The organism is Sphingomonas sp. Leaf357 (genome assembly GCF_001423845.1).
GTDB lineage: Bacteria > Pseudomonadota > Alphaproteobacteria > Sphingomonadales > Sphingomonadaceae > Sphingomonas.
Genome location: NZ_LMPM01000001.1, coordinates 1017816 through 1032569, shown reverse-complemented (window position 1 = coordinate 1032569; position 14754 = coordinate 1017816). Strand labels below are relative to the sequence as shown.

At 64.8% G+C, this 14754-nt stretch carries 11 protein-coding genes; 7 read left to right on the top strand and 4 right to left on the bottom strand.

Going from position 1 to position 14754, the window contains the following annotated elements; genetic code table 11:
* The 7 genes from ASG11_RS04900 to ASG11_RS04870 are packed head-to-tail and all read left to right on the top strand — an operon-like array spanning nucleotide 1 to nucleotide 9305.
* Entirely contained in the window at nucleotides 1–1197 is a 1197-nt protein-coding gene (locus ASG11_RS04900) for an acetyl-CoA acetyltransferase (protein WP_055775883.1), read from the top strand.
* Nucleotides 1198–1221: 24 nt separating this feature from the next.
* A complete protein-coding gene (locus ASG11_RS04895; protein ID WP_168371697.1) occupies nucleotides 1222–2019 on the top strand; it encodes an enoyl-CoA hydratase in 798 nt (265 codons plus the stop codon).
* A 13-nt stretch (nucleotides 2020–2032) separates the two neighbouring features.
* Nucleotides 2033–3574, top strand: a complete 1542-nt coding sequence (locus ASG11_RS04890) for an AMP-binding protein (protein WP_055775878.1) — start codon at nucleotides 2033–2035, stop codon at nucleotides 3572–3574.
* Nucleotides 3567–4739 carry an acyl-CoA dehydrogenase family protein gene (locus ASG11_RS04885; RefSeq protein ID WP_055775875.1) on the top strand — a complete coding sequence of 391 codons (1173 nt, stop codon included), beginning with the start codon at nucleotides 3567–3569 and terminating at the stop codon, nucleotides 4737–4739. The genes ASG11_RS04890 and ASG11_RS04885 overlap by 8 nt, the downstream gene beginning before the upstream one ends.
* Nucleotides 4739–6334, top strand: coding sequence for a flavin-containing monooxygenase (locus ASG11_RS04880; RefSeq protein ID WP_055775872.1), 1596 nt, complete (start codon nucleotides 4739–4741; stop codon nucleotides 6332–6334). The genes ASG11_RS04885 and ASG11_RS04880 overlap by 1 nt, the downstream gene beginning before the upstream one ends.
* Entirely contained in the window at nucleotides 6331–7875 is a 1545-nt protein-coding gene (locus tag ASG11_RS04875; protein WP_201781277.1) for an AMP-binding protein, read from the top strand. The genes ASG11_RS04880 and ASG11_RS04875 overlap by 4 nt, the downstream gene beginning before the upstream one ends.
* Nucleotides 7872–9305, top strand: a complete 1434-nt coding sequence (locus ASG11_RS04870) for an aldehyde dehydrogenase family protein (protein WP_055775865.1) — start codon at nucleotides 7872–7874, stop codon at nucleotides 9303–9305. The genes ASG11_RS04875 and ASG11_RS04870 overlap by 4 nt, the downstream gene beginning before the upstream one ends.
* Here ASG11_RS04870 and ASG11_RS04865 read toward each other — a convergent pair.
* From ASG11_RS04865 to ASG11_RS04850, 4 genes are all read right to left on the bottom strand, one after another.
* Complete coding sequence (locus ASG11_RS04865) at nucleotides 9295–10152, bottom strand: MaoC family dehydratase (RefSeq protein WP_055775862.1); 858 nt, start codon at nucleotides 10150–10152, stop codon at nucleotides 9295–9297. The two genes, ASG11_RS04870 and ASG11_RS04865, sit on opposite strands and share 11 nt — an antisense overlap.
* 27 nt (nucleotides 10153–10179) lie before the next feature.
* Nucleotides 10180–11514, bottom strand: a complete 1335-nt coding sequence (locus ASG11_RS04860; RefSeq protein WP_055775859.1) for a spinster family MFS transporter — start codon at nucleotides 11512–11514, stop codon at nucleotides 10180–10182.
* Complete coding sequence (locus ASG11_RS04855) at nucleotides 11511–13034, bottom strand: long-chain-fatty-acid--CoA ligase (protein ID WP_236697494.1); 1524 nt, start codon at nucleotides 13032–13034, stop codon at nucleotides 11511–11513. The genes ASG11_RS04860 and ASG11_RS04855 overlap by 4 nt, the downstream gene beginning before the upstream one ends.
* Nucleotides 13035–13917: 883 nt before the next feature.
* Nucleotides 13918–14394, bottom strand: a complete 477-nt coding sequence (locus ASG11_RS04850; RefSeq protein WP_055775854.1) for a hypothetical protein — start codon at nucleotides 14392–14394, stop codon at nucleotides 13918–13920.
* Nucleotides 14395–14754 lie beyond the last annotated feature (360 nt).

Genomic DNA, 14754 nt, shown 5'->3' with positions numbered 1-14754 from the left:
ATGGCATCGGGCATCAAGGACCGCGTGGCGATCCTCGGCATGGGCTGTTCGCGCTTCGGCGAGCGCTGGGACGCGGGCACCGGCGCCCTGCTCGCCGAGGCGTTCGACGAAGCGCTCGCCGATGCGGGGATCGAGCGTGGCGCGATCGAGGCGGCGTGGTACGGCTCCGCGCTCGATGCGGTCAATGTCGGCAATTCCGCGATCCCCGCCTCCACCGCGCTCAGGCTCGACGGCATTCCTGTCACGCGGCTGGAGAACATGTGCGCGACGGGCACCGAGGCCCTGCGCGGCGCGGTCTATGCCGTGGCGTCGGGCGCGGTCGATATCGCGCTGGCGATCGGCGCGGAGAAGTTGAAGGACACCGGCTATGGCGGCCTGCCGCCGGGGTTCAAGGGCACGTTTAACGATTTGTGGATGCCGATCGGTTCCGCCCCCGCCGGCTTCGCCCAGCTCGCTTCGGGCTACCGCGCGAAACACGGCCTCTCGCGTGAGGACCTGAAACAGGCGATCGCGCACATATCATGGAAAAGTCACCAGAACGGCCAACACAGCCCCAAGGCGCATCTGCGCAAGGCGGTGAGCATGGAGACGATCCTCAACGCGCCGCTGATCGCCGAGCCGCTTGGCCTGTTCGATTGTTGCGGCGTATCGGACGGCGCGGCGGCGGCGATCGTCACCACGCCCGAGATCGCCCGTGCGCTAGGCAAGCGCGATCTGGTCACGATCAAAGCGATCCAGCTGTCGATCAGCTCGGGCATCGAGACGACGATGTCCGACTGGGACGGATCCTATGTGCGCAACACGCGCAATGCCGCAAAGAAGGCTTATGCCGAGGCGGGAATCGACAATCCGCGCGAGCAACTCTCGATGATCGAGGTGCATGACTGTTTCTCGATCACCGAATTCGTGACGATGGAGGACTTGTTCATCTCGCCCGAGGGCGGCGCGGCGAAGGACGTGCTCGACGGTTTCTACGATGCGGACGGCGGCATCCCTTGCCAGATCGATGGCGGCCTGAAATGTTTCGGCCATCCGATCGGCGCATCGGGTCTGCGTATGGCCTATGAAGGCTATAACCAACTGCTCGGCCGCGCGGGCGAGCGCCAGCTCGACAATCCCTCGCTCGCGCTGACGCACAATCTGGGCGGCGTGCCGTATCAGGGGATCGCGGCGATCTCGATCCTCGGGCGGCTCTAGGCCAAACGCATGACGGAAGACCACATGACAGACGACCTCCTAACCGACATCACCGATGGTGTGGGCACCATCACGTTCAACCGACCGGACAAGCTGAACGCGCTGAGCCCCGCGATCGTCGAGGGGCTGATCGATGTCACGCACCGGTTCGAACATGACCCGGCGGTGCGCTGCGTGCTCATCCGCGGCGCCGGTGACACCTTCATGGCCGGGGGCGACGTCGAGGGCTTCAAGCGCTCGCTGACCGAAGACCGCGACGCGCATCTCGCCGGCATGGAGCGCCGCGTCGTGACCGGGCATCTCGCGATCCACCGTCTGCGCAGGATGCCGAAGCCCGTCATTACCGCCGTTCAGGGCGGTGCAGTCGGCTTCGGGTTCAGCATGGTCGCGGCGGCGGACATGGCGATCGCCGGCGAGAATGCGTTCCTGATGCTCGCCTACCGCCATGTCGGGCTGACGGCGGACGGCGGCATCAGCTATTTCCTGCCGCGCATCGTCGGTGAACGCCGCGCGATCGAGATCTTGATGATGGGCGAGCGCATTCCCGCCGCCAAGGCGCTCGACTGGGGTCTGGTCAATTGGGTAGTGCCCGATGCCGAGCTGCAGGACCGCGCGCTGGCGATGGCGCGCAAGCTGGCCGCCGGGCCGACCCGGGCGCTGGGCGGCGCGAAGCGGCTGGTGCGCACCGCGCTGGAGAACAGCTGGGACGAGCAATCCGCCCGTGAGGCGGAATCGATCGCAGAGATGATCGCCACCGACGATCATCTCGAGGGCGTGGACGCCTTTCTAGAAAAGCGCAAACCCGTGTTCCGGGGCTCGTGATGGGCCACCCGCGATGAAACGATCCGATTATGCCTCCATCGCCGATATCGTGCGCGTCGATGCCGGGTATCGCGACAAGACCGCGCTGCATTTTGCCGGGCAGGCCTACAGCTATGCCGAGCTCGACCGGCGATCGACCGGCGTGGCGAACGCGCTGGCCGCGGCGGGCGTCAAGGCCGGCGACCGCGTCGCACTGCTGGCGCGAAACGGCGTGGCGTTCTTCGACGCGATGTTCGCGGTGGCGCGGTTGGGTGCCATGCTCGTGCCGATCAACTGGCGCCTGTCGCCGGCCGAGATCGCCTTCATCCTCGACGATAGCGATCCCGCGATGGCGATCGCCGATGACGATCTGGCGGCCAATCTGCCGATCGATGCGCGGCCCGTCTTCATGATCCGCGATGCGGGCGGCAGAATCGACGTGCCGCTCGCGGGTAGCGTGCCGGATGCGGCGGCGGACGGCACCGGCGCTGCGCTGATCGTCTATACCTCGGGCACGACCGGTCAGCCCAAGGGGGCGATGATCAGCCACGACAATCTGGCGCGGCATTGCGGGCTCGACGCAGCCGACGTGCCGCGCTGGTACGGTATGGATCGCACCGACATCTGTTTGGTCGCGTTGCCGCTATTCCATGTCGGGGCGCTGGAGCTGGCGATCCGGCCGCTGTTCACCGGCGCCACGGTGGTGCTGCACCGCGAGGTCGATCCGGCTCGGATCATCGACGATATCGCGCGTTACGGCGTGACGATGACCGGGCTGGTGCCGGCGGCGTTGCAGATGCTGCTCGATCACCCGTCGGCCGAGGGCGCGCATTTTTCGAGCCTGCGCAAGCTGTTCTACGGGGCCGCGCCGATCCCGCTCGATCTGCTGAAACGCGGGCTCGAGCGGATGGAGTGCGACTTCCTGCAATCCTACGGCATGACGGAAGCGAGCGGCAGCTGTTCGATGCTCGCGCCCCGGGATCATGACGACCGTACCGCCGAGCGGCTTCGCTCCGCCGGGCGGCCGCTGCCCGGCGTGGAAATGAGGATCAACGGTGATGACGGCAACCCGCTTCCGCCGCGCGCCGTGGGCGAAATCATGGTGCGCGGGCAAAACGTCATGATCGGATATTGGCGCCGTCCCGACGCGACCGTGGCGACGATCGTGGCAGGCGGCTGGCTGCGATCCGGCGATGCCGGATATATCGACGAGGACGGCTTCGTCTACGTCTGCGACCGGATCAAGGACATGATCTGTTCGGGTGGCGAGAACATCTATCCTGCCGAGGTCGAGGGCGCGATCCACGGCCACCCGCAGGTCGCAGAAGTGGCGGTGATCGGCGTGCCGCACCCGCGCTGGGGCGAAAGCGTCGCGGCGATCGTCGTGCCGCTGCCCGGCCATGCCCCAAGCGCCGACGACCTCATCGCCTGGGCGCGCACCCGCATCGCCGCATTCAAGGCCCCCAAGACCATCACCTTCGTCGATGCCTTGCCGCGCAACGCCGCGGGCAAGGTGCTGCGGCGCGAATTGCGCGCGCTCCACACGACGTCTCTCGAAAAGGTCCCGCATGACTAGCCTGAGCAATCGCCGAGACTTCGCGATCGACCGATGCCTGTTCCAGCCCGAACACGACCAGTACCGCGATGCGGTGCGCCGCTTCGTCGCGAGCGAGCTCACGCCGCATCATGCCGCATGGGAAGCCGCGGGCATCGTGCCGCGCGACATCTGGCTGAAGGCCGGCGAGATCGGCATGCTGTGCCCCAGCGTGCCCGAGGAATATGGCGGGTTCGGCGGCGACTGGTTGTACGACGTCGTCGCGATCGAGGAACTCGCGCGCGCCGGTATTACCGGCCCGGGCTTCATGGTCCATTCCGAGATGGTCGCGCCCTACATCCTCGCTTGGGGCAGCGAAGAATTGAAGCGCAGCTGGCTGCCGCGCATGGTGACCGGCGAGGCGATCGGCGCATTGGGCATTACCGAGCCCGGCGCGGGCAGCGACGCGAAGGAAATCCGCACGCGCGCGGTGCGCGACGGCGACGATTATGTGATCGATGGGCAGAAGACCTATATCTCGAACGGCCAGCTTGCCGATATCGTGGTGCTGGCATGCAAGACCGATCCGGCCGCCGGTGCGCGCGGCGTCAGCCTGATCGCCGTCGAAACGGACAGCAGCGGCTTCGAGCGCGGCCGGAATCTCGATAAGATCGGCCTCAAGGCACAGGACACGTCCGAACTGTTCTTCAGCGGCGTGCGCGCGCCCGTCGCCAACCGGCTTGGCGAGGAAAATCGCGGCTTCGCGATGATGATGACGAAGCTCGCGCAGGAGCGGCTGACCCAGGCGGTGCGCAGCATCTGCGTGTGCGAGGCGGCGATTGACTGGACAGTCGATTACACGCGCGAACGCAAGGCGTTCGGCGGCACGCTCGGCGACTTCCAGAACACGCAGTTCGTGCTGGCGGGGCTCGCCGCGGAGACGATGGCGGCGCGCGTGTTCACCGACTGGTGCGTCGAGCGCTTCATGGCCGGCGCGCTGACCGCGGTCGATGCGGCGAAGGTCAAGCTGGTCGTCACCGACCTGCACTGCAAGGTCGTCGACCGGTGCCTGCAATTCTTCGGCGGCTATGGTTACATGACCGATTATCCGATCGCGCGGGCCTATATCGATGCGCGCATCACGCGCATCGCCGGCGGTGCGGCCGAGGTGATGAAGCAGATCATCGGGCGGGATCTCTATTCGTGATGGATCCGCGCGAGATCGATGTCGTCGTCGTCGGCGCGGGGTTTGCCGGGCTGTACATGATCCACAAGCTGCGCACATTGGGCTTCGGCGTGCAGGGCTTCGAGGCTGGCGCGGATGTCGGCGGGACATGGTATTTCAATCGCTATCCCGGCGCGCGCTGCGATGTCGAAAGCTTCGATTATTCCTATTCGTTCGATTCCGAGATCGAGCAGGAGTGGAACTGGACCGAGCGCTTCGCGACCCAGCCGGAAATCCTCCGCTACATTCGGCATGTCGCCGATCGGCTCGACCTGCGCCGCGACATCCGTTTCTCAACGCGCGTCGCCGCAGCGACCTGGAACGAGGACCAGCGCCGCTGGCAGGTGACCACCGACGCTGGCGAGATGGTCGCCGCGCGCTACCTGATCCTGGCGACGGGCAGCCTGTCCGCCGCCAAGGCGCCTGAGATTGCGGGTCTCGACTCGTTCGGCGGCGAAACGCTGCACACTTCCTCCTGGCCGGAGGAAGGCGTGGACTTTACCGGCCAGCGCGTCGGGATCATCGGCACGGGATCGTCGGCGATCCAGGCGATCCCCTTGATCGCCCAGCAAGCCGATCATCTGACGGTGTTTCAGCGCACCCCGGCCTTTTCGCTGCCGGCGCGCAACGCGCCGCTCGACGACGCCGCGATCGCGGCGCGCAAGCACGAGTATCGCCGCCACCGCGCGCGCTGTCGCGCGACGCAGGCCGGCGTGCTGTTTCGCGGTACCGACGTGCCGGCCTTGTCTATGGGCGAGGAAGAGCGTCGAGCAGCCTATGAAACGGCCTGGGCGAATGGTGGGCAGGATTTCGTACGGACATTCAAGGACCTGATCCTGAACCGCGCGGCGAACGACACCGCGTCGTGCTTCGTCCGGGAGAAGATCGCCGAGGTCGTCGCGGACCCGGCGACGGCGGCGGCGCTCACGCCGCGCGATTTCCCGATCGGGTCCAAACGGGTCGCGGTCGATACCGATTATTACGAGACGTTCAATCGGCCCAACGTCTCGCTCGTCAACCTGCGCGACACGCCGATCGAGCGCATCGAGGCGTCGGGCGTGCGCACCCGAGCGGGCGTCGTCCCGCTCGATGCACTGATCCTCGCCACCGGCTTCGATGCGATCACCGGATCGTTCCTGCGCATCGCGATCACCAATGGCGATGGCGCGACTTTGGCCGAGAAATGGGCCGCCGGCCCGCAGACCTATCTCGGGCTGGGCATGGCGGGCTTCCCCAACCTGTTCATCGTCGCCGGCCCCGGCAGCCCCTCCGTTCTGGTCAACATGGTGCTAGCCGGCGAACAGCATGTCGAATGGATCGCCGACTGCCTGGTGTCGCTGCGCACGCGCGGACTGACGCGGATCGAGGCGCAAGCGGACGCCGAGCGCAAATGGGTCGACCGCGTCAACGCGCTTGCCAACAAGACGCTCTTCATGGCCGGCGATTCCTGGTATCTTGGTGCCAACGTGCCCGGCAAGCCACGCGTTTTCATGCCGTTTGTCGGCGGGTTCGCCAGCTATGCCGCGATCTGCGACGACGTCGCAGGCAAGGGCTATGAAGGATTTACGCTGTCGTGAGCGGAGCGGGCTTCGGATGGCGCGACATGGGCGATCGCATCGCGGCCGTGCTGCCTGATGATGACGATCCCCTGACCTATGCGGTGCTCGAACGGCGTTCGGTCCAGTTGGCTGGCCTGCTGCACGATCGTGGCCTGCGCCCAGGCGACCGGGTCGCGATCCTGATGGAGAACAGCCTCGACTGGTTTGCCGCCATGTGGGGCGTGCGGCGGGCCGGCATGCTGTTCGTTCCCGTCAATTGGCACCTGCATCCTGCGGAAGTGCGCTATGTCCTCGAAAATAGCGATGCGCGCGCGCTCCTGACCGGCGCGCAAACGCGCCAGGTTGCGGCCGATGCATCCCGCGACCTGCCGCAACTTACCTTACGCCTCGTATCTGGCTCGGCGGGCGACGGTTTCGAGTCGCTCGAACACGCCATCGCCGCGGTGCCGTCGGTGTCTCAGGCATCGGAGCCCGATGGTGGAGCGATGCCCTATTCGTCCGGCACGACCGGTCACCCCAAGGGCATCCTGCGCCCCTTGCGCGGTGCCAAATTCGGCACGCGCACCGAGCTGGAGGACATGCTGATCGACGAATATGATCTCGATTCCGAGACCGTGTATCTGTCGCCGGGACCGCTATACCATTCCGCACCCGTGGCGTGGACCAATGCGGTGCAGGCGGCCGGCGGGAAAATCGTCGTGCTCCCCCGCTTCGACGCCGAGGACGCGTTGGCCGCGATCGAACAGTACGGCGTAACGCACGCCCAGTTCGTGCCGACCCATTTTGTCCGCATGCTCGGCCTTCCAGCATCGGCACGCCAGCGGCACGATCTTTCAAGCCTGAGGAAGGTCGTCCATGCGGCGGCGCCCTGCCCACCAACGGTCAAGCAGGCCATGATCGCGTGGTTAAGCCCGATCGTATTCGAATATTATTCGGGCAGCGAACGATGCGGCTTTACGGCGATCGACAGTCATGAATGGCTCGCGCGTCCGGGATCGGTCGGCACTTGCCGCAACGGCGCCATTCATGTGCTGGACGACGCCGGCATCGAACAGCCACCCGGCACGATCGGCCAGATCTATTTCGATCGTCCGGTGCCCTTCACATATCACAAGGCGGCGGCACAGGCGCTGGATGTGCGTGGCTGGGGCACGTTCGGCGATATCGGGCACGTCGATGACGCCGGCTATCTCTTCCTGGCGGATCGGCGATCCGACCTGATCCTGTCCGGCGGGGTCAACATCTACCCCCAAGAGGTCGAAAACCGGCTGGCGGAACATCCGGCGGTCGCCGACGTCGCGGTGATCGGTGTTCCGCATGCGGAATTTGGTCAAGCGGTCAAAGCCGTGGTCCAACTGGTCGAGGACATCGCTCCGCCGAGCGCGGCGGAGCTCATCGCCTTCGTCAAGGGCGGGATCGCGAGTTTCAAGGCGCCACGCAGCGTCGATTTCATCGACGTCATCCCTCGCCAGCCGAACGGCAAATTGCTCCGTCGCACCGTGCGCGAACGGTATCTTGCCGGAACCACTCCATCCGCCGAACAGGACAGCGCCCCATGACCGACACCTACGCCGCTACCATCAACGGCACCGACGCCCTCGTCTCCGCCCATTTCGATGTCATCAACCCCGCGAACGAACAGGTGATCGGACATGCCCCCGATTGCGGCGCGACAGAGCTGGACGCTGCCGTCGCCGCCGCGCGTGCCGCGCTGCCGGGGTGGCGATCGACTCCGCTTGCCCAGCGGCAGGCCATGGTCAAGGCGCTCGCCGCGCTGCTCGCCGAGCACAAGAATTCGTTGATGCGCCTGCTGACCAGCGAACACGGCAAGCCGCATGCCGATGCGCTGGGCGACGTGCTGGGCGGCGCGCATTGGGCCAATGCCTATGCCGATATGGATATTCCGATCGAGGTGACGGAGGACAATGCCGAACGCCGCGTCGAGGTGCGCCGCGTGCCGATCGGCGTGGTCGGGGCGTTGGCACCGTGGAATTTTCCGGTGATGATGGCGATGATGAAGGCGGCGCCCGCGCTGGTGGCGGGCAATACAGTGGTGCTGAAGCCATCGCCGTTCACGCCGCTGACGACGCTCAGGATCGGCGAACTGGCGCGCGCGATCTTCCCGCCGGGCGTGCTGAACGTGCTGTCGGGTGGCGATGCGCTCGGCCCCCTGATGACCGAGCATCCCGGCATCGACAAGATCACCTTCACCGGCTCCAGCGCTACCGGGCGGCGCGTGATGGCGAGCGCCGCACTGTCGCTGAAACGCATCACGCTTGAGCTGGGCGGCAACGACGCCGCGATCGTATTGCCGGATGTCGACGTGCCCGCCGTCGCCAAGCAGATCTTCGCCGCGGCATTCGGCAATGCCGGGCAGATTTGCGTCGCGGTCAAGCGGTTGTACGTCCATGCCGACATTTACGATCAATTCGCCGCCGCCCTCGTCGCGCTGGCACGCGCCGCGACGATCGGCGACGGCGCCGAGCAGGGCACCCGCTTCGGGCCGATCCAGAACCGCCAGCAGTTCGAGCGGCTGGTGAACCTGATCGAAGACAGCAAGGCGAATGGATACGCGTTTCTCGCCGGCGGCGAGGCGATGGACCGGCCGGGCTATTTCCTGCCGCTGACGCTCGTCGATAATCCGCCCGAACATGCCCGTATCGTCCAGGAAGAACAGTTCGGGCCGATCCTGCCGCTGCTGAAATTTGACGATATCGACGATGTCGTCGCACGCGCCAACGATTCGATTTACGGACTGGGCGGATCGGTATGGTCCGCGGATGCCGATCGCGCGCTGGAGATTGGTTCGCGGCTCGAAACCGGCAACGTGTGGATCAACCAGGCGCAGGCAATGTATGCGCATTCACCGTTTGGCGGGCACAAGGCATCGGGGATCGGTGTCGAATCCTCGCTTGAGGGGCTGCTGGCCTATACCAACGCGCAGACCGTGGCGGTGCGCAAGGCGAAGCCCTCACCCGTTACGGCGTAACGATCACGCAGCGCCCGTTGTTGATCGCCACCACGTCACGCTCGGGCACGCGGCAACGGAACGAAACGATGTCGCCGTCGATCCAGACATCGGTCTCGATCCGGTCGCCGGGAAAGACCGGCGCGGTGAAGCGCACGTCGAACTGGCGCACGCGGGCGGGATCATCCTCGCACGCCGTGGCGAGCACCGCGCGGCAGGCGATCGCATAGGTGCACAGGCCGTGCAGGATCGGCACCGCAAACCCTGCCCGGCGCGCGAGCGCCGGATCGGCGTGAAGTGGATTGCGGTCGCCGGTCAGGCGATAGAGTAATGCCTGGTCGGCCCGCGTTTCGGCGACATGGACGTGGTCGGGCGCGCGATCAGGCAAGGCATGGGTGGCCGGCGCGGGGCCGCGCGGTCCGCCGAACCCGCCATCGCCACGCGCGAACAGCGTGTTGCCAATCGTGAACAACGGCTCGTCCGTATCGGCCAGCCGCGCCGTCGTTTCGGTGTAGATTAGCGCGCCCTTTCCCTCGCCCTTGTCGAGCACCTCGGTGATCCGGCTGTCGGCGATCAGGCTGGCCGCGGTCGGCATCGGTCGGTGCAGCGTCAGCCGCTGCTCGCCGTGCAGCATCAGCGCGAGATCGAACGGAATGCGGCGCGCGATATCGCTGCGCGCCGCCACCACCGCCAGCGTCGGCATCGCGCAAAAGCCGTCGCCCTCGAACACATAGCGCAGTTCGCGCGCGTCGAGCGGATCGCGGCCCATGCCGGCGGCGAGCGCGTAGAGCATCGTCTCGCGGTCCGCATAGTCGAAGCGGCGCCCCTCGTCGCGCAACGCCATCGCGGCGGCATAATCGATCGTCATCTGCTGGTTCCCCGTATCGAAAAGCTGTCAATCAACGCGGTCGGCGACGCTGCTGCGCACGGCGAGACCGAAGTGCAGCGCGGCCCAGGCGAGCATGGCGGCGGCGGCAAGCAGCGCCTGACGCAAGCCCGCCGCCGAAGCGGCGCTGCAGGCTTGGCTGGTCGCCGTCCCGGCACGGCAAAGGACGGCATAGTTAGCATTGCCGAACTGCGCGGCGGCGGCGACATCGCTGAGATAGCCGACCGTCAACGGCCCGAGCCCGAGGCCGACCAGGGTCACCCCCGACAGCAGGATGGCGCTGGCCGTCGCGCGTGATCGCGGCCCGACCAGCGCATGCAGCGTGGCGAACAATGGCCCCTGGAACGTGCCGATGCACCCGTTCATCGCCAGGAAGGCCAGCACCGCGACCCACAGATTGGTCGTGACGAACGCGATCAATCCGAGCGGAGCCGCCGCGGCAATGAAGAGCGCCGGAGTGCGGATCAGCCAACGGCGATCGTGCCGCGCCGCGCGCTGTGCGAGAAACGCGCCGCCCAGCGTGCCGAGCCCGAGCATTACCCCGCCACCCACCCCGCCGATAATGCCGGCCTGCCGCAGGTCGAGCGCATAGCTGCGCATCAGGTGGGGAACGATGAAGCTGGCGATGCCGTAAGCGGCGAACAGCGTTAGGGCCGTGCCCGCCGTCAGATGGCGGAAGCTCGGCTTGCCGAATAGCGTGCGCGCCACATCGCGCGTGGAGGCGACCGGCTCGGGGGATACGGGCGTATCGCGGCGCGGCTCGCGCAGCGTCGTGATGGCGAGCAAAGCCAGCACCACGCCAGGCGCGCCCGCCACGACGAAGGTCCAGCGCCACCCCAACGCCTGCCCCGCGAACGCCGCGAGAAGCGCGCCCAGCACCTGCCCGATCGTGTTGCCCGAGGAAAATATCGCCAGCGCGCCAGCGCGGCGATCGGGTGGGTAGTAGTCCGACACCAGCGAATGCCCGGTCGGGGTGGCCCCCGCCTCGCCGATCGCCACACCGACACGCAGCAGCAGGATCTGTACGAAACTGGTCACCGCGCCGCACAGCATGGTGAAAGCCGACCAGGCGAGAATGCAGATCGTCAGCAGATGGATACGATCGCGGCGCTCCGCCAGCCGCGCGACGTACAGACCAAGCACGGTGTAGAACAACGCGAAGCTCGTGCCGCCTAGCAGGCCCAATTGCCAATCCTGCAACTGGAGGTCGATCTTGATTGGCTGTTGCAGGATGTTAACGATCGTCCGGTCGACGAAGTTGGAAGCGTAGATCGAAACCAGCAGGGTCATCGCCCAGCCGCGCCCGGCAGCATCGGTGCCGCCTTCCGCTGCGGACGGGGTCAATTGACGTTCCGATCGCTGCCCGACCAATAGGGCTGGCGCAGCGCCACCTTATCGATCTTGCCGCTGGCGTTGCGCGGTAACGCGGCCACGATATCCACCGACCGCGGCGCCTTGTAATGCGCCAGTCGCGTGCGTGCCCAAGCAATAAATGCGTCGGGTTCGATCCCGTCATCACGCGGCACGACGACCGCCTTCACCGCCTCGCCCCAATGCGGATCGGGAACGCCGATCACCGCGACTTCGGCCACCGACGGGTGCGCGGCGATGACGTTCTCCACCTCGGCGGAATAGACGTTTTCCGCGCCGGTGATGATCATGTCCTTGAGGCGATCCTTGATGAACAGATAGCCGTCGATATCGAGATAGCCGGCGTCACCGGTGCGATACCACCCGTCGTCGGACAGCACGGCGGCGGTCAGGTCAGGGCGGTTCCAATAGCCGTTCATGATGCCGGCGGTGTGGATCGCGATCTCGCCGATCTCGCCCGGCGGCAAGGTGTTCCCATCCTGGTCTAGGATACGCAGCGTCGTGCCAGGCAGCGGCTTGCCCGCCGATCGCATACGCTCATTCCCGGCGGGATCGTGATCGTCGGGCGGCAGCACCACGCAGGTTGCGCCAGTTTCGCTCATGCCGTAGCTCTGTGCGAAATCGCAGCCGAACGTCGCGATCGCTTCACGCAGCAAGGCCGGCGTGATCGGCGCGGCACCGTATAGCATGGTGCGGATGCGGGAATAGTCCACCTGTTGAGCGCGCGGATGATCGATGACCATTTTCATCGCGGTCGGCACCAGCCCGATCTTCGTCACTCCCTGCGTGTCGATCGCGTCCAGCACCGATCCCGGATCGAACGTTGGCTGGATGATCGCCCGCCCGCCGGTAAGCAGAGATCGAGCGAGCATGCTGAACCCGCCGACATGTGCGAGCGGCAGCGGCAGTAGCGTCACGTCGCTGGCATCCCATCGATCCCATGACTGATCCGCCGCCAGGCGGAGGACATTGGTGGCAAAGAGACTGCGATGCGAGAGCATCACGCCCTTCGGTACGCCGGTCGTTCCCGAGGTATAGATCAGCAGCACGGTATCGGCTGTCGATCCGTTGACTGCGACGAAATCTGCGCCGTCATCCAGCCATACAGAATCGAACAGCGCATCGGCCGGGGTCGTAGCCATTTGAAAGAGCGCCGTGTCGAGCTGTGCGCCGTCCTCTACGAATAAGATGGCAAGCCCCGCATCGGCGACGATCAGGGCAATTTCTGCCGATGACAGGCGCCAGTTGATCGGCACGAAAATCAGGCCGGCACGCGCGGCGGCAATCGCCAGGATGGGATGTAGATCGCTGTTGCGACCCACCAGCCCGAAGCGCTGACCGCGCGTCAGGCCGTTTCGACCCAGTGTGGCAGCGATCCGGGTCGCATGAGAATCCAAAGCCGCATAGGTCCAATTGCGCCGATCGAACTGGATCGCAATTTCATCCGGCCGGATACGATTATGCTGTGATGCAACGTCACTGAGGGAGGGCATCGGCATCGAAAATTGCACCGGCTCTCCAATCCCAAACGGCTGACCTATAATTTACAAACATATCATATGCTATATTACTAATATGATGCAAGCCATTTGGGCGTAGCGCGGAGTCGGGTTGACGCTCAGGGTGTCCAGATCATGTCGGCGGCGAGCTCGACAAGGCCAGTGACGTGGATAAAGCGTTGATCGCGGCACGTGTCGAAGCGGCAGAAGTGCATGAACGGTTGAAGCATCGTTCGATGCGATTACGGCGCTTGTAGATAGATTCGTCGTGCAAAATGATGACCTGGCGGCACGAAGGTCGTGGCGCCGCAGTGGCCGTGGGCGTGCATACAGGTCGGAGACTGCGGATCGTCGATCGAGATTGTGGATCGGCGTCGAAATGGGACCCCACCTACCCGAAACACAAGTTGTTGTTTTTGAATGTGAAAAGGTCAATCTCGCGGGGGTCCCGTTCGTTGCCGATCGGGACCCTTTCAGATCCGAAGTTACCGAGCAAATTTAATAGAGTTACAAAGCGATATGGTGGGGTCCCGTTTCGACGCCGATCCACACTGATCGACTGCCTTTCCCAAAATTCGACTCCAGTCGGGAAGGGCGGCCAAGCGCGCCCCAGCCCAACGCGCGCCGTAATGGTGTCATCAGATCATGAACGAGCGGCCGAAGTTGGTGCGTAGAAAGCGCGCCCTGTATGAACGGTCATGGGTCGTCTGAAATCGCGGAGCCGGTACGCAGCTAGCATTCAAAGGCATACGTTGAGAATGCCGGCAGGATCTGATGGCGGCCGCCGGTTCGTCAAACACGACCCGGCCGGTAGCAGGCGTCACTTATGTTGTAGGATTACGAGGAGCGGCTAGCTCCTAGCCAAAGGACCATTGCGTTACCGAAGCCCGTGAAAACGTCCCTCACGTTGATCAAAATGAGCCATCGCCGGCAGTGGTATAGAAACCGTCGAAACAATGCACATCCCGCCAGCGATGGCCAAGAACCTTTTCGAGCGCGTCGCAGCCCAAAGGCCGATGAAGTGCAGACCGACGATAATGCCGACGATCTGGATGAAATATTCACGGAATCCGAACCGGGTGGATACGGCCGACGCGACGTAGATCGCGAGGACCTCCGCTACGACCGAAAATAGATACGCTTTCCTCCGAAATAGAGACGGCATCGTGACCGAAGATGTCTGATTTATTCGCCAGAGGCGAACGATCAGTAGCGTTGTCACCAACGCTGCCATCATAACCAGGGGAAGACGCCAGCCTGAAGGGAAAGCCATAGCGCCGAGAATCGCCCACAACCCACCAAACACGACACCAATGGTTGTGGGGATGGGCCTGGACTGCGGTAATGCACGCATCCGAACCGGTTATCATTGCTTTTCCGCGAGCACAATTGAGAGAGCAAGGTTCGGTCACGCGCAAACTGGGTACCGGTGGGGAAATGCAGCCCTCCGCAAATCATCGGTACGCTGCTCAAAAGCCGGAGAGCGCGGAAAGTCGTCGCTTGAGCGACGCGGACGAAGGCCGATAACTGGAATAGGCAAAACAGGAATGTAAATGTCTTCTTGCGAACCTAGCCTGCGAACGGGAGCTGTGGGCAGCATTTCCACCTCTTCACTCTGCCCCCCGTTCCGCATCTTCGATATTTCGGGCCGCAATAAGATGGCCGAAGGGATGCGGAGCGATTGGCTAGGTTTTACCCTCCGAGCGTCCGTCCT